The following is a 20,101-nucleotide window of genomic DNA, read 5'->3' as shown; positions in this document are numbered from 1 at the left end:
AATATCATCCTTTAATCAGTCATCAAAATTATTCTAATCATTTCTTCTACTGTTGTCTTTCCATTTAAAACCTTTTTAACTATATCCTCTTTTAGACTAATCATACCTTGTTGTCTAGCTACCTTTAAAATTTCTCTTTGATTGGCAGATGAATCTATTAACTCTTTTATTTCTGGTGTTATTTCAAGCATTTCAAATATACCTAGACGCCCCTTATATCCTGTATTATTGCATCTTTCACATCCTTCTCCTTTATAAATAGTTACTGATTCATTTATATCAATACCAAGAGCCTTTTTTTCTCCGATATCTGCTTCATATGAAACCCTACAATGCTCACAAATTTTTCTTGTAAGTCTTTGAGATATTACCCCTAAAACAGATGAAGTTATCAAAAAACTTTCTACATCCATATCTAAAAGACGAGAAATTGCTCCAACTGCTGTATTTGCATGTAATGTGCTTAAAACTAAATGTCCTGTAAGAGAAGCTCTTATTGCTATTTCCGCAGTTTCAGTATCCCTTATCTCCCCAACCATTATTATATCTGGGTCTTGACGCATAAAAGCTCTAAGTCCACTGGCAAAGGTAAGACCTGCTTTTTCATTTATTTGAGATTGATTTACGCCAGGTAATTCATACTCTATAGGGTCTTCTATAGTTAGGAGGTTCCTATTTTCTGTATTTAATTGATTTAACATTGAATATAATGTAGTTGTCTTTCCACTTCCAGTAGGACCAACTACCAATATAAGCCCATAAGGAGTGTTTATCAACTCGTCATATATCTTAGAGCCATGTTCATCTATTCCTAGTACTTCTTTACTAACCATAAAATTACTCTTATCAAGAACCCTCATGGCTATCTTTTCATCCCTATTAGTTGGCATTGTAGAAACCCTAAAATCTATAGGTTTGTTATCTACTTTTAAATAGATTCTGCCATCTTGTGGGATTCTCTTTTCAGATATATTTATATCTGACATTATTTTGATACGACTTACTACTGCTTTGTATGGCGCTGAGTTCATTCTCATATATTCCCTTAGCATACCATCTATTCTAAATCTAACACGCATGTAATTTTCGCTTTGTTCTATATGTATATCACTTGCTTCCATTCTCACAGCATTTTCTAGTATGTTGTTTACTAATCTTACTATTGGAGCTGCGTTTACATCTTCTTCAAGTATTACTGTTTCTCTTACTCCACCAGTTCTATTCTTGTTGTACTCAGTCATTGCCTTATTTATTTCTGAATGAGCATAAGCATGACCTATTGCTTTGTTTATATCTTCTGCACTCGATATAAATATTTCTACATCTTTCCCTGACATACGTCTTACATCTTGAACTGCTTCTCTATCTTGTGGGTCTGACATGGCTAGACATATCTTGTCTCCATCGATTTTGAATGGAAATATCGCATATCTTTTGCATATATTTTCTGGAACCATTTTTGTAGCTAATGTGTCTATTTCTGTTCCTTCTAAAAATACACTTTCTATATCCAAAAGTTCTTTTAATACACTTATTAATAAGTTACTATCTATAAGACCTTCTTGTACTAGAAATTCTCCTAGTCTTTTTCCACTGTTTTTTTGTTCTGATAATGCCCATTTAAGCTGGTCTTCTGTTATGTATCCTTTTTCAACCAGTTTGTCTCCTATTCTAACTTTTTTAGCCACAGATTTCACTCCTTTACTATCTCAATTATATCATCATTTGTGATTGGATATAAAAGAAAATAGTATAAAAAGACAGGAAGATTCTTCTTCCTGTCTTTTTCATTAAATTTATAATATCTTACTTAATAAATATGAGTATTACTTAGCATCTGAATCCATATCAGTATTGTCTATAAGTACTATATATAGAGCTTTATTATCCACTGTGTCAGTATCTTTTAATTTATTTGCACTACCTAAACTAGCATTTGTATATATTTTATTTTCACCTAAATCACTCAATAATTTTGCTGATTGTGCTTTTGTTAATGTAACTCCATTATCACTATCACCTATTTGTAGTGCTAGTTTCTTTCCAACTAAAAGTAAGTTATAATTGCCTCCTATATCTGCTTTATCTGGAAGAGATTCCATATAAGTCTCCAAGATAGTTAAATCAGCTTTATTATCTGTTGAAACTGGCATCTTATTAGTATCTGAATAATAAGACAAAGCTGCACTCTTAACTGAACTATAATCAGACTCAACACTTGCTACCTTAGCCTTATTTATATTACTAAATAAAGCTGGAACTGCTACTACTGCTAATATACCTATAATTGCAATTACTACCAATAATTCCACCAAAGTGAAACCTTTTTTATTCTTTCTTAACTTCATTTTTATTCCCCCTCAATTTTTTTAATTAATACTTACTTATAATATACCTGGTTAAAATCTAAGTAAAGTTATTTACACGTACTAACCAGATTTATTTCTAGCATATAACCATTTTAAAACAAAAAATGCTATGAAAATAAAAGTATCCATAAATAAATACAATTCCATAGCCGGTTGCACCACTAACTCCATATGTCCCAAGGTGCCCACATCACAGAACATATATCAGCGTTTCTATTTTTATTAAATTCAGGGTAATGCATAATTATATATACATATCCACTTATATTATATAATAGTTACCAAATTTTATCAACTAAGTTTATATTATTTATATATACCAATTTTTTACATATTGAAACACAACTTCTAGAAATATTTAGACTATACAAAAAAAGAAACATCTCCCTACAATTATCATATATCGTAAGGAGATATTTATAAATTATCATTTAGTTTTATCATCGTCATTTCCATCCTTTGCTAATATTTATTTGAAAGCTAGAAGCTATTACAATATAGTATTTTATTAAAATCATCTATTATAAACATTCTATCTCTTTTAATTATGATTCAGCCACAATCACTATATAAACGAAATTCTTCATTTACAGATATGCTTATTGTGCAAAATTACTTTCTTTACAGTAACTTTATATAATCCAGAACCCTCTCACAAACATTAAAGATATAGAATAGATACTATTTTCAATTCTTATAAATAAACTTTCAATAGATTTTTTTATTCCTTATAGATTGTGACTGAATCATTTAATTATTAAGGGTTCATCTTCTGACCTTCCCATTGGAAACACCTCTTTCTTTATTTATATTTACATAATACTACATAATCTGAAATTTTTCAATACTTTTTCCAAATATTTTTTATATTCATAATATTCATAATTTTATTTACTTCTTATACTTATTTTTACTTAAATTCACCAAAGTTTCAAACTATAATCCTTTTCTAAAATTACATATACACATCTAAAATATTCCTATAAATTAAAATAACAAAAAAGAGTTGTCCAAAAGTTTTATATCCTTTTAAACAACTCTTATAAATCTAATAAATTAGAATAATTTACTTACTGATTCGTTAGAGAATATCATTCTTATAGCATCACCAAATAAAGGAGCTACAGTTTTTATCTTTATCTTATCAATTCTTTTCTCTTCAGGAAGTTGTATAGTATCAAGAACTATTAACTCACTTATCTCTGAATTAGAAATTCTTTCAATAGCTGGTCCTGATAATACACCATGAGTACAACAAGCATAAACATCTTTTGCACCAAATTCTTTAAGTGCATTTGCTGCATTAACTATTGTTCCTGCTGTATCTATCATGTCATCTAATAGTATAACATTTTTACCTTTAACGTCACCTATTAAGTTCATAACTTCACATACATTAGCTTTTGGTCTTCTCTTATCTATTATAGCTATTGGCACTTCTCCATTTAAAGTATTGGCAAATTTTCTTGATCTAGTAACACTTCCTAAATCAGGAGATACTACTACTAAATCTTCTATTTTCTTTTCATTGAAGTAATCTGCTAATATTGTTCCACCTAATAAGTGGTCTAGTGGTATATCAAAGTATCCTTGTATTTGAGCTGCATGTAAATCCATTGTTAATACTCTGTCTGCTCCAGCAGCAGTTATTAAGTTTGCAACTAATTTAGCAGTGATTGGATCTCTTGCCTTAGCTTTTCTGTCTTGTCTTGCATATCCATAGTAAGGAATAACTGCTGTTATTCTTCCTGCTGATGCTCTCTTTAATGCATCAATTAAGATTAATAACTCCATTAAGTTATCATTTACTGGACTGTTAGTAGATTGTACTACAAACACATCACAACCTCTTACTGTCTCATTCATGTTTACACATATTTCACCATCACTGAATGTACCTACTTCACAGTCTAGCACTGATACACCTATATAGTCAGCTATCTTCTGCGCTAACTCTTTCGATGAATTACCTGCAATAATTTTAATCTCGCTTCCGCTAGTATTCATTTATGTAACCCTCCTGAAAATTTTAAAATCCTAGTGAATATAATTTATAATAATTTCGAGCTAAATTTATTAGCCAAAATAATAAACTAATGATTACTTACCTTCTGCATCTTTTTGATTCTTCTTTTCTACCCAGCCTTCTTTAATAACTTGTCTTTCTCTAGCTATTGCCAAGGCTCCATCTGGAACATCGTGTGTTATTGTTGAACCAGTTGCTATATATCCTTTTTCTTCTACAACTACTGGTGCAACTAGGTTAGAATTTGAACCTATAAATGCATTATCTTTTACTATTGATTTAAATTTGTTTTTACCATCATAGTTTACAAAGACTACTCCACATCCAATGTTTACATTTTTACCAACATGTGCGTCTCCTATGTAAGAAAGATGAGATGCCTTTGAACCATCTTCTATAACAGCATTTTTTACTTCAACAAAATCGCCTATTTTTACATTGTTTCCTAAGTTACTCTTTGGTCTTAGATATGCATATGGACCAATAGTAGTATTTTCTCCAACTTTACTATCAATTATAGTTGAATTTTTTACTTCTGTACCATCACCTATTTCTGAATTTGTTATAGATGAATTTGTCCCAATTATACAATCTGAACCTATCTTTGTTTTCCCTTGTAACATAACTCCTGGATATATTATAGTATCATTACCTATCTCAACATCAGATTCTATATAGGTAGAGTTAGTGTTTATTATAGTCACTCCATTTACCATATGAGATTCATTTATTCTTCTTCTCATAATCTCTTCTGCTTTTGATAATTCTACTCTTGAATTAACACCCATAAGCTCTTCAATAGTTGAACCTGCAAATGCACCAACTTTAAGACCTTTATCTCTCATTATTTTAGCAGTATCAGTTAAATAATATTCGCCTTGTGCATTGTTATTATTTAACAAATCTAATGCTTCTCTAAGACTCTTACCATTAAAACAATAAATTCCAGAGTTTATCTCACTTATCATTTTTTCTTCTGAATTTGCATCTTTTTGTTCCACTATTCTGAGAAGGTCACCCTTCTTATCTCTTATTATTCTACCATAACCTGTTGGGTTTCCAACTCTTGTTGTAAGAACTGTGGCATGATATTTATTTTCTATATGATATTCAAATAATTTTTTTAATGTCTCTTCCTTTATAAGTGGAGTATCTCCACAAAGTACAACTATTATATCTTCATCATTAATATATTCTTTAGCCATCTTTACAGCATGTCCTGTTCCAAGCTGTTCTGTTTGCATAGCTATTATAGTTTCTTCTGCTAGTTTTTCTTTTACTACCTCAGCTTCATGTCCCAAAATCACAACAGTATCTTTTACACCAGATTTTTTTGAAACATCTATAATATGGTTGACCATTTCTTTTCCACATACTTTATGAATAACTTTTGGGTATTTAGACTTCATTCTTGTTCCTTTGCCTGCGGCAAGGATTATAGCTTTAAAGTTCATTGATACACTCCATTCAATCAATTTAATTTTATTCGTATTATTCTCTCAATCAATATACATTATAATACATTTATTTGACAATTTGTATACAACATATACATTATCACTAATAATATAGCACTTTTTTACTAAAAAGTACATATTTTAATACAAATTCTCCATTTAAAAAGAGCCTAAATGTTCGGGCTCTCTCCATTTTATATATTTATTATTATTCAGCAGCTACTTCCCATTGAACTAATGCTTCATGATAAGCTTGTAAAACTGCATCTTCTAAAACTTGTCTCATTTCTGCATTTATTGGATGAGCTATATCTCTGAAATTTCCTTCGCCTACTTTTCTGCTAGGCATTGCTATAAATAGGCCATTATGGCCTTCTATAACTTTTATATCATGTACTACAAACAAATTATCGAAAGTTATTGAAACTATACATTTCATCTTACCTTCTTCTGTTAATTTTCTTACTCTTACGTCAGTTATCTTCATACCAAAATATCCCCCTTTGATTTTGACAGAAATTAATTTATATTAAAATTATTATCGCTGGAATAAATTAATATAAACTGTTTTTTAAGTAATTCTATGAACAACTAGGGATATCCTCTTTTTATTTTTACATATTTTTCTAAATATTTTTTTTATTAATCTTCATCTATCTCAAATTCAAATTCTGAATCTTCTTCCTCATCTAAATCTTCATTTCTATATTCATCTTTAAAAGTCTTTAAGTTTGGCTCTACTACTATTTTATCTCCATCGACATCCAACTGAATTAATGAGATATAATCTTTTACCATCTTTTCTGAAGGGTTTGTTGTAGATATGAATACTCCAGTACCTATAACTTCTGCACCAAATTCATTCATAAGGTCTACCATTCCTTTTATAGTACCTCCACCCCTCATGAAATCATCTATAATTATAACCTTACTGTCTGGCTTAAGGGCTTTTCTTGGTAAACTCATACTCTCAACCTTAGAGCTTCTATTACCACTCACATATGTCATACTAAGAGTAGGACCTTCTGATACCTTTATATCTTTTCTTATTATTACTAGAGGCAAATTCATAGCTTTAGCAGTCATAAGTGCCATAGGTATACCTTTTGTCTCCATTGTTACAACATAATCTGCATCTACATAATCAATATTTGAGGCAAATATCTTTCCTATTTTAGCAGCTATTGTAGGGTCATAAATTAAATCAATCAAGTATAAAAAACCACCAGATAATATTCTAGACTTGTCGCATATTTTTTCACATAATTCCATTAAGAACTCTGCATTTTCTGCTATAGAAGTTTTAGGTATATATTTTACTCCTCCTGCTGCTCCTGAGATAGTTATAACTTTACCTAAATGAAGTTTTTCAAATACATTCTTTACAACTAATAAATCTTCACTTATTGTTGATTTTGCTGCATTAAATTGATTTGTAAAATAACTTAATGTATATATTTTATTTGGATTGTCAGATAGTATTTTAACTATCGCTCCAATTCTCTCTGTTCTTTTAAATTTCATTGCTATTTCCTCCTACAAGTACCTTTATATAACGTTAAACTAACTAATGCATAACAATTCTTATTGTGGTATAATATTACTTATGTTTTATTATATTCAAAAATAAAATACATATAATATTATATGCATATTAATTATAAAATATTGAACATTATATTATTATACCACAAAAATAGTTCATATTGTAGGACTTAATTAAAAAGAAAGGTGGTTTTATTATGAATATACACTTTATAGGAATTGGCGGTATCAGCATGAGTGCATTAGCTGAAATATGTATCAATAAAGGTTACCAAGTTTCAGGTTCGGATTCAAACGAATCATACCTATTAGACAAACTTAGAGACCAAGGGGCAACTATCTATATCGGTCAGAAAAAAGAGAACATATCAGATAATGTAAATATGGTTGTTTATACAGCAGCAGTTCATCCAGACAATGAAGAACTTATAGCTGCTAAAGAAAAAAATAAATTAGTAATGAACAGGGCTACTTTTTTAGGCCAAATCATGAGGGAATATAAGAACTCTATAGCAGTTTCTGGAACACATGGAAAGACTTCTACAACATCTATGTTATCTACAATCTTTGAATATGCAGATTTAGACCCAACTATACTAGTTGGTGGTAACTTAAGTATGATAGGTGGTAATGTTAAGATAGGTAATTCTGACCACTTTATAACTGAAGCATGTGAATATGTAGATAGCTTCCTTAATTTTAACCCTAAAATATCTATAGTCTTAAATGTTGAGGAAGACCATCTTGATTATTTCTCTGGTATAGATGAAATCAAGGCTTCTTTTAACAAATTTGGTAAGCTATTACCTCCAGATGGCTATTTCATAATAAATGGTGATGATGAGAATGTTGATGACATATTGTACGATGTTAAGGCTACTATTATAAAATACGGTAGAGACTCTGATAATGATGCTGTAATAAAAGATATTCACTTTGACAATGGTGGTCATGGAATATTCAAAATAGAATATCAAGGAAGAGACCTAGGAGAATTTGAACTTTCTGTATATGGTCTTCATAATATATACAACGCATCTTCTGCTATAATGGCAGCTCTTGTTTCTGGTATTGATTTAGAGACTATAAGAAAAAATATAAAGATTTATAAAGGCGTAGGAAGAAGATTTGAGGCTAAAGGATATTATAAAAATGCTTTAGTAATAGATGATTATGCACATCATCCAACTGAATTAAAAGCTACTTTAGCTGCTGCTAAAAAATTAAAAAAATCCACTTTATGGTGTATCTTCCAGCCACATACTTATACTAGAACAAAATCTCTTTTAGCTGAATTCTCAGAAGCATTCTATGCAGCTGATAAAGTTATAATAACAGATATATATGCTGCTAGAGAAAATGACCCAGGAGACATACATTCTAAAGACTTAGTTGAAAAGTTATATCAAAACAATGTAGATGCTATCTACATAAAAGAATTTGAAGATATAGTAAAATATTTACGTGAAAATGTTAATGATAATGATTTAGTAATAACTGCTGGTGCTGGTCCAATTTATAAAGTTGCAGACTTGTTGGTTGAAAAATAATATATAAAAAGTAATTTAGGCTATCAAATATCTCATTTGATAGCCTTCTTAAAATCTTATTTCTTTCCAATTTCAAATATCTCGTTTTTAAGGTAATCGAACAAACTTGTATGAACCTCATAGTAAGATACAGTTTTTTTAGAAGTGACTTTCACATAATCTTTTCCCATTGTTTCAACTTTTACAGCAAAATCATCACCTTTTATGTCTATAGTAAAGTTATATTCACTTCTTTCCTTACTTTTCTCAGGCTGAACTTTCCCTACAACCCTCTTTGAAATCATCTTATGTGCTAAATCATCGAATTTCCATCTATGAACTTTTTTAATTTCTTTTCCATGAGATATAGTCACTTCTTTCCAATCTTTATAGTGACTTAAGAGGTCAAATGAAGTATATATACTTTCATCTAAAAGCTTCTTAAAAGCACTCTTAGAATCAACTGGAACTTTATAATACTCTTCTTTGTTTACAGTATATACTCTAAAAAAGTTAAGGTCTGTAGAAAACTTAACACCATCATCAGAATAACCTTCGTAAACTGCTTCATAAGAAGATGTGGTATTTCTTACTTTCTTAAAATCTGAGAAAAAGAACTTTATCTCATCCCACATATCTTCTTCAATTTTTATGTTTTCTATATTCTTATCTGATATATAAATCTTCTTCTTCTCTTTTATTTGAGTCATTAAAGACCGAGTATCTTCTTCTTCTCTTTCTACTTTTTTTGGAACTTCACTTTTATCCTTTTCCATATTCAATCCTATTTTGAAGGATATAAAGTATATTATAAAGAAAACAACCACTCCTATTAATATCGCAGCTTTTTTCTTTAGTTTTCTTTTCTTACTCATTTAACCACCCCTAGAGTTTATAATCATAAAACAATTATATAACTTTTTACACTTTTTTTTAAGGTTTAATTATTTATTACACTTATTTCCTTGACAATTAGTACATGGTTCAACGTGAACCGTTATACCTTTTACAAATTCCATGTGTTTTATTATATGTTTTTCAAGTTTAGTAGCAATGTCATGACCTTGCTTAACTGTCAAGTTTTCATCAACACATATAGTCAAATCCACATATGCCATAGCTCCATGTTTTCTAGTCTTTATATCTCCTAGATTCTTAACGCCTTCTGTATCTGCTACAATATAGTTTAATTCTTTTATTTCTTCTTCATCAACTGAAACATCCATCAATTCATTAACAGAACTTATAAGTATACCTATTCCTACCTTAGCTACAAATATAGCCACTACAACTGATGCAATTGGGTCTAAAGGCTTAAAACCTAAAATAGAACCTCCTATCCCTATAAAAGCAGCTACTGAAGATAATGCATCTGACCTATGATGCCAAGCATCAGCTTTTAAGGCTGGAGAATTTATCTTTTTAGCAACTTTTATTGTTATTCTATATTGATACTCTTTTATCAAGATTGAAATAACTGATACAACCAATGGTAATATTGATGGAACACTTAGTGCATCTAAGTTAAATAAAGATTTAATTGCCTCTATACCTATTGTTATAGAAACAAATATAAGTAATATTGATAATACGAATGATACCAATGTTTCTGCTTTCTCATGCCCATAATTATGTTCTCTATCTCCTGGTCTAGAAGATACATAATTACCTATTAATACTCCTATCGAACTTATGATATCTGATGCTGAATGTAAACCATCTGCAATCATTGCACTAGAGTTACCAATAACCCCAGCTATCATCTTAATTATTGTTAATGCTATATTCCAAAGTATTGATTGTATAGTTATTTTATTTGCTTCCTCATACCTTGTTTCCATTTTTATTCCTCCTTCTAAAACGACTCTAATATTATATCAAAAACATACATCTGGATATAAATTAAACTTACTATTACATGCAAATGTATACTCTTTACTTTCAATAGAGATTATCAATCTTCTATAAAATGAAAAATCACCTAGCTTAAGCTAGGCGATATATATTATACACTATTATTTAAATTTATGCTTCTTTTATTATCTCTACTACCATTTTAGCAGAATCATATAAATCTTTTATAGCTATATGTTCGCTTAATGTATGAGCATTTTTCATACCTATTCCTAAAGTTATAGCTTCGATACCATTTTTACTTAATATATTTGTATCACTACCTCCTCCTGTAGATTCAGTATGACCTTCTATACCTAAGTTTGAAAAAGCTTTCTTTGCAAGTTTTATTATTTCAGAATCCTCACTAACATCAATTGGAGTATATGCTCTGTTTACATCTATTTCAATTTGAGCTCCAAAATCTTTGGCAGCTTTTTCAAAAGTATCTACCATATGTTTAGTTTGAACATCCAATTTATCTTCTTTTAAACTTCTAGCTTCTGCAACTATATTAACTTCACCTGTTACTATGTTTGTAGCTGTTCCGCCGTTTATAATTCCTATGTTAGCAGTTGTTTCTTCATCTATTCTAAGTAAATTCATATTTTCTATTGCTCTAGCTGCTACCATTATAGCACTTATACCAGCTTCAGGCTCAAGACCTGCATGAGCAGTCTTTCCTAATATCTTAACATTTATTACATCTTGTGCAGGAGCTTTTACTATTATTTCTCCAGGAGAACCTCCACTATCTAATACAAAAGCATATTTAGAATCTATTTTTCCATAGTCTAAATTTTTAGCACCAACTAATCCACATTCTTCACATATAGAGAATACAACTTGTATATCAGTATGTTCTATGTTATTTTCCTTTATATATCTTAAGCCTTCTAATATAGCTGCTATACCTGCTTTATCATCAGAACCTAATATTGTAGTACCATCACTTTTTATTATTCCATTTGCTTCATCCACTATAGGTTTTACTCCTATACCTGGAGTTACTGTGTCCATATGTGAACTAAATAATATTTTCTTACCTTCTTTGTTTCCTTTTAATGTAGCTATTATATTGCCAGTTTCTCCATTTGTTTTTTCACCAGCATTATCTACTGCAACTGAACAACCTATTTCTTCTAATTTTTTAACTAATACTTTAGCAACATTCCCCTCTTTTAAAGATAAACTGTCTATCTGTATTAATTCAAGGAACTCGTTTAAAATTCTTTGCTCGTTTATCATAATTTTCCTCCATAATATAATAGGTATTTCAACATATATTGTAGTGTAATATTTAAATATTATCAATAGTTTTTAAGTTTTTATATTACTTTCATTAATTTATTTTAGTAAAATGAAAGTTAAAGCTAAATTCTTGCATTTTCACTATTTCTATCTGACTATATTTCTTTGTCTAGAATCTATAAAACATAACCAGTATCCTAAACTATTTGTTCTATTGTCACAAGCTTGGTATCTTAAGAATCCTGTACTTCCATTGTCTGGCTGTTCACTTCTATTTCCCGGAATAGCATATATATAATGTTTTCTTTTATTATATTCATCATATTGAACTCCAAATAAGTAATGTCTATATTTATATGAATTTAATACTGCATCACTATACATCGTATAATTCAACACATTTAAATATCCTAAATGTGGCATTGTATATCCACATAAAGTTGTAGGGTTTATCTCTATTTTCCACCATCTTGTCTTATCTATATAATCTGTTGCAAAAGGTTTTACTTCTCTAAAAAGTTTCAAACCTTTCTTTATTTGTCTAGGCATAAGTAATGTTCCAGCTTGTTTATTTCCACTATCTCCTTGACTTATTCCATTAGCTCTTTTTATTTTTTCAATATTATTTAACTCTTTTTGAGCTTTCTTTGATTTAGTAGGTTTTGAAGAAACGATAGCTTCTTCTTCTCTACTTATTTCAAAATCTTCTTCATCATCTTCGTCATATTCCTCATCATACTCCATATCTCTATATTCTTCTTGTGCTTTAACCTTATTATAATTTTCTATTTCCTTATAGTTATTAAATTCTTCTATTTCCTCATCACTAGAATCTTCTATATCCGTTCTTGCTTTTAACTCTCCCTCTTCAACGTCTTCATCATCTTCCCAATAATCTTCATACTCATCTTCATCATATTCTTCTATAATATATTCTTCATCGTCATTCCCTTCTTCTCTATCACTCTCTTCCTCAGCGTCTGACTCTTCATATTCTTCGTCTTCTTCATATTCTTCTTCATATTCTTCTTCATATTCTTCTTCTATCTCTTGGAATAATATGTCCTCATAATTTTCAATCTTATTTCCTTTAAATCCAATTAAAGGTATGTTTCTTTCATACAATAACGCAATACCTTTTATCTCATCATCGTAATCTTCTAAATCTAAAACAAATTCACCTCTTCCTTGTTCATTTAAAATTATATTTCCCAAGTCTATCAATCCATGGTCACCTTTTATTGCCACTGCTTTATACCCATCTTTAACATATTTTAGATTTTCTACATATAATGCAATAATTGCTTTTTCATCATTTACTTCAACTTTTGCAAAAGCTTTTGGCAGTACTCGTTCTTTGTATCTAAAGTTTATGTCTTTAGCTTCTAGTATTATATAGTCTCTTTTAAACTTTCTTTTAGAACCCACTGCAATCCCCCCTTAACACAGTTTCTCTAAACAATATATGTTGATAAAATAAAAAAAAGTACCTTCTATTTAGAAGATACTTTTGTATTTATTATATTTGAAAGAACTGCAAACTCTTCTATACTAAGAGTTTCGCCCCTTCTTTTTTCGTCTATATTAGCTTCTTTTAATATTTCTCTTATTTCATCTTTATTAAGAAAACCAAGTCCTCCCAACGAATTGAGAAGAGTTTTTCTTCTTTGTCCAAAAGATGCTTTTACTGTTTTAAAAAATAGTTCTTCATTGTGAACATCATATTTTTTTTCAGCTCTTACATGTAGACCTATAACTGTAGAATCTACATTTGGTTGTGGTATAAACATATGTCTTGGAGCTTTTGCTACAATCTCTGTTTCACAATAATATTGAACAGCTATAGATAATGCTCCATAATCTTTAGTGCTTGGCATAGCATTCATTCTATCTGCAACTTCTTTTTGAACCATGACCACTATATCTGTTACAGGTATATCTTCTTCTAAAAATTTCATAACTATTGGGGTAGTTATATAGTATGGGAGGTTTGCCACAAGCTTAACTGGTCCACCATTTAATTTTTCTTTTATTAGTTCTTGTATATCTACTTTTAATATATCTTTGTTTACTACTTCTGTGTTATCTAAATCTGACAATGTGTCTTTCAGTATAGGGATTAAATTCCTGTCAATTTCTATAGCTACTACTTTTTGTGCTACTTTACCCATTTCACGAGTAAGTGTACCTATACCAGGCCCCACTTCTATTATATTATCGCCTTCTTTAATTCTAGCTCCAACCAGTATTTTATCAATTATATTACTATCTATCAAAAAATTCTGACCTAGAGACTTTGAAAATTTAAAATTATATTTTTGTACTACTTCTTTTGTTGCACTATGTGAAGATAGTCTATCCATTATTTACTCCTTTTAACTTATTTTAAGATTTAATTTTTTTAATTATACATATTCGTATGTATTTAAAATAAAGTATTTATTAGAAATATTTTATCTTAAATTAACCTGTGATTTTACATCCATTTTATATAATATTTTTCACACACTAAATATTACACTTAGAGCTGTTTTAATGCATCTATAAATTCTTCTCTTTCAACTCCATAATTATTCAATCTATTTAAAAATTGTTTCGCGTTTCCATATCCAATTCCAAGTATTTTGCCAAGTGTATCTCTTCTAAGTGATGCATCTTCATTGCCTATAAGACCATTTCTAATTAAATCAACTTGTTTAAATTCATTTCTTTTTTCTGTATTTTCAGTTCTGACTTTATTTAAAGCAGCTATTATACTTTTAGGAGTAGCATTTTCAATACCTATATCTCCATCTTTTTTAGCTTCTTCTCTTGGTAGAAATGCATGTTTACATCCTGGAACTTCTGATGCTATTTTTTTTCTTATTTTTTCACCTGCAAAGTCTGGGTCTGTAAATATTATAACACCACATCTCTCATTAGCAGATTTTATACGCTCCATTACACCTTTTGGAAATCCAAATCCACCTGTAGTTATAAGTTCTGCATCTATTGCTCTCTTAACTGCTGTAACATCATCTCTACCCTCTACTACGATTATTTCTTTTATCATATAAATTCACCTTTTATTCATTTTTAGTTTTTCTTTACATCTCTTTATTTTAAAGTTTTTATTTGATTTAATCAAGGTACTAAACTATTTATTTTTATTTGAAAACATATCTTATTAAAAAATTATTTTATTAGATTAATATAGACTTTGTTTTTTATAACCTTATTTCCAAATATGATTAAAGATATTCTTCTGCATATTCAATCTGTAAATATATTTTCTTAATATTCATTATATCCTTCTGTCAATAGAATATTTATATATAAAAAAGTGAATTCCATCTATTGGAATTCACCTTTTTATATTTGTAAATTATCATTTTATTTTGGTATACTTTATTTTAAGTTAATTTACTATAAGTTTAACTCTCTTTTTCTGTTTTTCCATCATATTTTGATATCCATTTATTTAATATAGTTTCTCTATTTTTTGCTGCTGATTTTAAATCATTATCTATCATTTGTTCTAATGGCTTTTTAGGGAATCCTTCTGGAATTGGATTTCCTGTAGAAACTGTAGTAACAGCATAATTCTTAGAGTATTCATTCATTGCATCCTTACTTATCGCCCAATCCAAAAATACTTTTGAGGCTTCTTTTATATCGTCTTTTTTCACAAGCGCATTTGCTTCTATATCCCATCCAGAACCTTCTTTTGGAAATACAACTTCTACTGGATAGCCTTCCTCTTTTAGTTTTATACCTCTATATCCAAAAGATATACCTATAGGGTATTCTCCAGAAGCTGCTGATGTAGCTGGAGCTGAACCAGATTGAGTATATACCCCAATATTTTCATGCAATTTATCCATGTACTGCCAAGCTTTTTCTTCTCCCATTATTTGTATAAGCGCTGATACTGTTAAATATCCTGTACCAGAAGAAGATGGATTAGGCATAGATATAAGCCCTTTATACTCTGGTTTTGTTAAATCTTCATAAGAACTAGGAACTGGTATATTTTTATCTTTTAATTCTTTAGTATTTACTGTTATACCTGTCATCCAGGCATCTATTCCAACCCAAGAAGGAACTTCCTTATCATCCTTAAAAGCAGACTCTATTTCCTCAGAGCCTTTTGGAGCATATGGCTCTAACATTCCTTGGTCATCTGCAACTAACAAGCTTGTAGCTGCAACTCCCCATACAACATCTGCTTGAGGATTATCTTTTTCAGCAAGTAGTCTAGCTGTTATATCTCCTGTTGATGCTCTAACGATATTTAATTTTATATCTGGATATTGTTTTTTAAATGTTGCCAGATATGGTTCTATACTATCTTCTTCAATTGCTGTATAAACTGTTAAATCCCCTTTTGTCTTACTATCAGTCTTTGAATCTGAACCTGATGAAGCAGTACTACACCCAGTTATTACACTCAATAAAAGTGTTGATAATACTCCTAAAGAAACTAGCTTCTTAAATTTCATTTTTACCTCCCCTAAGCAACATCTTTTTGTTGCCATTTTTGTGTGTTATTTTTCAACTTCTTTGTGACAAATTCGTACAAAAGCCTTACTACTATATTTGTTAAAAGCACTAATACTGCCATAGCAGCCGATGGTCCTATATATCCTATCTCATCTAACTTTAGTATTGATATTGATGCAGTCTGAGTTTGAGGAGTATATAAAAATATTAATGCTGAAACAGTAACCATTGAATTTACAAAATAATATACTACTATTTCAAGTATTGATGTTATAGACATTGGAACTGTTATGTTAAAAAACACTTTATAAAATGGTATATTTATAGATTTTGCAACTAATTCATATTCTTTATCCAACATCTTTAAAGATGAATTTGAAGTTATAAAACATACTGAATAAAAATGAACTATATTTACTATTACTAGTATTGCTGTACTTCCATACAGAAAGTTTAATGGGTTATTTGATGAGTTAAAAAAAGTTATGTATGATATACCCAAAACTAATCCAGGCAATGCCATAGGTATCATCGATAAAAAGTAAGCAGTTTGTCTTAATTTAGGAAATTTATCTACCTTTTCTATCATATATGCACTAAAAAATACAAATATAGTTCCAAATATTGCTGTCAATGTTGATATTTTTAAACTACTTAAATAAGTTTTTATCCCACTTCCCAAGATACCTTTAAATGCATAATGTTCCATTGTAAAACTTAAATTATATGGCCATAGCTTTATAACTGAACCTACAACTGAAACGAATATCAAAACAAAGATTAATAAAGTTATAAAACTACATGCTATTAAAAACATTCTATCTCTAAGCTTGTTTTCCTTAATTTTATATGGCATAGATTTTGCAGTTATAGTCATTCCTTGCTTTTTACTTGCCATCTTGTCTAATGTAAAAGCTATCAATACAGGAATCAACATTACCATAGAAACAGTTGCCCCCATTGGTATGTTAAATTGTCCTACTACTTGTTTATATATGTCAGTAGCCAACACATTATAGTTTCCTCCAACTACCTTTGCTGCCCCAAAATCTGTAAATGCAAGTATAAAAGATACAAAGAATGAACTCACTAGCGAGTACTTTATACCTGGAATTGTAATTTTACAGAATTTCTTAAATTCACTAGCCCCCAAGCTATCCGCCGCTTCATAAAGTCTATAATCTGCCATTGAGAGTGCAACAGATAATATTAAGAATGCTTGTGGAAATGTAAATAGTATCTGAGAAATGATTATTCCTAATGGACCATATAATTGAACTTCAAACCCCATTGCGGTAAAGATTCCTTTATTTCCAAAAAGGTATATAAGTGAGATACCATATAACATGGTTGGTGCAAAAAGTGGAAACATCCCCATTGTTTTAAAAAAGTTCTTAAACTTTATATTTGTTCTCGTTATTGCATACGAATATATAAATGCTAAACATAATGATATTAAAGATGAAACTGTAGATACAAAAATTGAGTTTTTAAATGATGCTATAAGACTTGGGTTTTCAATATACTTACTAAAGTTTGAAAATCCTATAAAATTTCCATTTGTATCTAAGAATGCATTTTTTAATAATGATACTAATGGAAACAATATAAATATTATTAGTAAAACTACTGAAAAAACTAAAAAACATTTTTGTATCGTGCTATCACCTATTCTTCTTTTGTTTTTTACTGTTATCATTTATTCACCTCTAGCTATTAAGCACATCCCTCTGATTTATACTCTACGATTCCTTCTTTAGGTATCTTAAAGCTTATTTTAGAACCTATACATAGTTTCATCTGTTCAGCAACTTTTGAAACTACATCTAACTTCATTTGCTTAGAACAGTACTCAACTGTAATTCTATAATTAAAGCCTCTAAATTCAATATCCAAAATCTCACCAATTTTTACATCCTTATCTTTAGAGTCCTTATTAAACTCTACTTTTATATCTTCTGGTCTAATAGCTATTTTATTAATACCATCATCTATAAAATTTATTGTTCCTATAAAATCAGCTACAAAAGGTGTGTTAGGATTTTTATACACTTCTTTTGGTGTTCCAACCTGTATTATTTCTCCACTATTCATAACCACCATTTTGTCAGCCAAACAAAGCGCTTCTTCTTGGTCATGAGTTACCATTATAGTTGTGATTCCTAGCTTTCTATGTAGACTTCTAATCTGCTCTCTTAGTTTCAATCTTACTTTTGCATCTAATGCAGATAATGGTTCATCAAGAAGTAAAAAGTCTGGTTCTAAAGCAATTGCACGAGCTAATGCTACTCTTTGTTGCTGTCCTCCAGATAATTGTGATGGATATTTTTTCTCGTATCCACTCAATTCTACAACTTCTAGCACTTCTTTAACCTTCTTATCAATGTTAGATTTACTTATATTTTTATTTTCTAATCCAAAAGCTATATTTTTGTAAACATTCATGTTTGGAAATAGTGCATATGACTGAAAAACTATACCAAAATTTCTACTTTCAGGTGGCGAATTAGTCATATCCTTATCATTTATTATTATTTTTCCATCATGCTTATCCTCAAGACCTGCAATTATTCTAAGCAATGTACTTTTACCACAACCACTTGGACCTAATAAACAGATAAACTCTCCTTTTTCAATATCAATAGATATATCTTTTAACACTTTGACTTGTCCATAACTTTTACTTATATTTTTTACTTGTAAAAAAGACATTTATAAAACCCCTCCTAAAGCCAACCTAAACTTAAATAAGTCTTCTCTATTTAAGCTCTTGCTTCCAAGTTCATAGTTATGCTGAGAATAATCTCCATGGTAATCTGAACCTCCTGTAATTACCAAGTTGTACTTCTTAGCATAAAAAAGTGATTCTTTTTCTAATTCTTTATTGTGCGAAGGATGATATACTTCTATACCATCTAATCCTACTTTTACCATATCTTCAATAGCACTGAAATTATCCATTTGACCAGGATGAGCTAATACACAAATTCCACCAGAACTCTTTATAGCTTTTATTGCATCTCTATAATCCACATACTTTAAGGATACATATGCCTTGCCATTTCCTCTATGAAACAATTCTTTATATAGACTAGAATATATATTATCTGTATATCCTTTATCTATGAGAGCTTTCATTATATGCTGTTTAAATATTCCAGTCCTTGATGAGTATTTCTTTACATCTTCTAGCGATATTTTGTACCCTAAATCCATAATTTTATTTACCATCTTAACAGATGCTTTATGTCTATCACATACCATTGGATTACATAAGTTTTTTATTTCTTGACTGTCTAAATCTATGTTATACCCTAGAATATGAACTCTTTTTCTATTTTTATAATCATAAGCTGAGATTTCTATCCCTGGTATTATTGTCACTCCATAATGTTCTCCAAGTACAAGAGCTTCATCTAATCCAGATAAAGTATCATGATTTGTTATTGCTAGTACATTTATATTCTTTTCTGATGCTTTTTTTATTATTTCTTCTGTAGTTAAATTATTATCTGATATACTTGTATGACAATGTAAATCCGTTAACAA

General features: G+C 29.5%; 17 protein-coding genes and 1 riboswitch. Of the genes, 1 reads left to right on the top strand and 16 read right to left on the bottom strand.

What is annotated here, in order from left to right; translation table 11 throughout:
• Positions 1-11: 11 nt before the first annotated feature.
• The 6 genes from Q3223_RS14795 to purR all read right to left on the bottom strand — a co-directional run bounded on the left by Q3223_RS14795 (position 12) and on the right by purR (position 7,376).
• A complete protein-coding gene (locus Q3223_RS14795) occupies positions 12-1,688 on the bottom strand; it encodes a GspE/PulE family protein (RefSeq protein ID WP_054271948.1) in 1,677 nt (558 codons plus the stop codon).
• Positions 1,689-1,826: 138 nt separating this feature from the next.
• Positions 1,827-2,348 carry a type II secretion system protein gene (locus Q3223_RS14790; RefSeq protein WP_407812143.1) on the bottom strand — a complete coding sequence of 174 codons (522 nt, stop codon included), beginning with the start codon at positions 2,346-2,348 and terminating at the stop codon, positions 1,827-1,829.
• Between the two features lie 159 nt (positions 2,349-2,507).
• Positions 2,508-2,593, bottom strand: a riboswitch (cyclic di-GMP riboswitch).
• A gap of 832 nt (positions 2,594-3,425) precedes the next feature.
• Complete coding sequence (locus tag Q3223_RS14785; protein ID WP_054271950.1) at positions 3,426-4,376, bottom strand: ribose-phosphate pyrophosphokinase; 951 nt, start codon at positions 4,374-4,376, stop codon at positions 3,426-3,428.
• A gap of 93 nt (positions 4,377-4,469) precedes the next feature.
• Positions 4,470-5,849 (bottom strand): bifunctional UDP-N-acetylglucosamine diphosphorylase/glucosamine-1-phosphate N-acetyltransferase GlmU, encoded by a 1,380-nt coding sequence (gene glmU, locus Q3223_RS14780; RefSeq protein ID WP_054271951.1) that lies wholly within the window; start codon positions 5,847-5,849, stop codon positions 4,470-4,472.
• Positions 5,850-6,060: 211 nt separating this feature from the next.
• A complete protein-coding gene (gene spoVG, locus Q3223_RS14775; RefSeq protein ID WP_003421453.1) occupies positions 6,061-6,339 on the bottom strand; it encodes a septation regulator SpoVG in 279 nt (92 codons plus the stop codon).
• Between the two features lie 155 nt (positions 6,340-6,494).
• Entirely contained in the window at positions 6,495-7,376 is an 882-nt protein-coding gene (purR, locus tag Q3223_RS14770; protein ID WP_054271952.1) for a pur operon repressor, read from the bottom strand.
• Positions 7,377-7,594: 218 nt separating this feature from the next.
• On the opposite strand from purR, the gene murC reads away from it, so the two are divergent.
• Positions 7,595-8,947, top strand: coding sequence for a UDP-N-acetylmuramate--L-alanine ligase (murC, locus tag Q3223_RS14765; protein ID WP_407812142.1), 1,353 nt, complete (start codon positions 7,595-7,597; stop codon positions 8,945-8,947).
• A gap of 56 nt (positions 8,948-9,003) precedes the next feature.
• On the opposite strand, the gene Q3223_RS14760 is transcribed toward murC, so the two are convergent.
• From Q3223_RS14760 to Q3223_RS14715, 10 genes are all read right to left on the bottom strand, one after another.
• On the bottom strand, positions 9,004-9,801 hold the full coding sequence (locus tag Q3223_RS14760; RefSeq protein WP_074180078.1) for a hypothetical protein: 798 nt from the start codon (positions 9,799-9,801) through the stop codon (positions 9,004-9,006).
• 69 nt (positions 9,802-9,870) lie between these two features.
• Positions 9,871-10,767 carry a cation diffusion facilitator family transporter gene (locus Q3223_RS14755; protein ID WP_407812141.1) on the bottom strand — a complete coding sequence of 299 codons (897 nt, stop codon included), beginning with the start codon at positions 10,765-10,767 and terminating at the stop codon, positions 9,871-9,873.
• A 184-nt stretch (positions 10,768-10,951) separates the two neighbouring features.
• On the bottom strand, positions 10,952-12,067 hold the full coding sequence (locus tag Q3223_RS14750; RefSeq protein ID WP_054277753.1) for a M20/M25/M40 family metallo-hydrolase: 1,116 nt from the start codon (positions 12,065-12,067) through the stop codon (positions 10,952-10,954).
• A gap of 150 nt (positions 12,068-12,217) precedes the next feature.
• Positions 12,218-13,498, bottom strand: a complete 1,281-nt coding sequence (locus Q3223_RS14745; protein WP_407812140.1) for a hypothetical protein — start codon at positions 13,496-13,498, stop codon at positions 12,218-12,220.
• Between the two features lie 65 nt (positions 13,499-13,563).
• A complete protein-coding gene (rsmA, locus tag Q3223_RS14740; protein WP_054271958.1) occupies positions 13,564-14,433 on the bottom strand; it encodes a 16S rRNA (adenine(1518)-N(6)/adenine(1519)-N(6))-dimethyltransferase RsmA in 870 nt (289 codons plus the stop codon).
• 158 nt (positions 14,434-14,591) lie between these two features.
• The gene (gene rnmV, locus Q3223_RS14735; protein WP_074180073.1) at positions 14,592-15,122 is read right to left on the bottom strand and encodes a ribonuclease M5; all 531 of its coding nucleotides are present in this window, start codon (positions 15,120-15,122) and stop codon (positions 14,592-14,594) included.
• Positions 15,123-15,483: 361 nt separating this feature from the next.
• On the bottom strand, positions 15,484-16,551 hold the full coding sequence (locus Q3223_RS14730; RefSeq protein ID WP_219673896.1) for a putative 2-aminoethylphosphonate ABC transporter substrate-binding protein: 1,068 nt from the start codon (positions 16,549-16,551) through the stop codon (positions 15,484-15,486).
• A gap of 11 nt (positions 16,552-16,562) precedes the next feature.
• Positions 16,563-18,251: a putative 2-aminoethylphosphonate ABC transporter permease subunit gene (locus tag Q3223_RS14725; RefSeq protein WP_219673895.1), complete on the bottom strand. Its 1,689-nt coding sequence runs from the start codon at positions 18,249-18,251 to the stop codon at positions 16,563-16,565.
• Between the two features lie 17 nt (positions 18,252-18,268).
• Entirely contained in the window at positions 18,269-19,264 is a 996-nt protein-coding gene (locus Q3223_RS14720) for an ABC transporter ATP-binding protein (protein ID WP_054271962.1), read from the bottom strand.
• Positions 19,265-20,101 (bottom strand): PHP domain-containing protein, encoded by an 837-nt coding sequence (locus Q3223_RS14715; RefSeq protein WP_054271963.1) that lies wholly within the window; start codon positions 20,099-20,101, stop codon positions 19,265-19,267.

It is taken from the genome of Clostridioides sp. GD02367 (genome assembly GCF_045900275.1).
Taxonomy (GTDB): domain Bacteria; phylum Bacillota; class Clostridia; order Peptostreptococcales; family Peptostreptococcaceae; genus Clostridioides; species Clostridioides difficile_A.
This window is presented reverse-complemented; position numbering and strand designations above follow the sequence as displayed.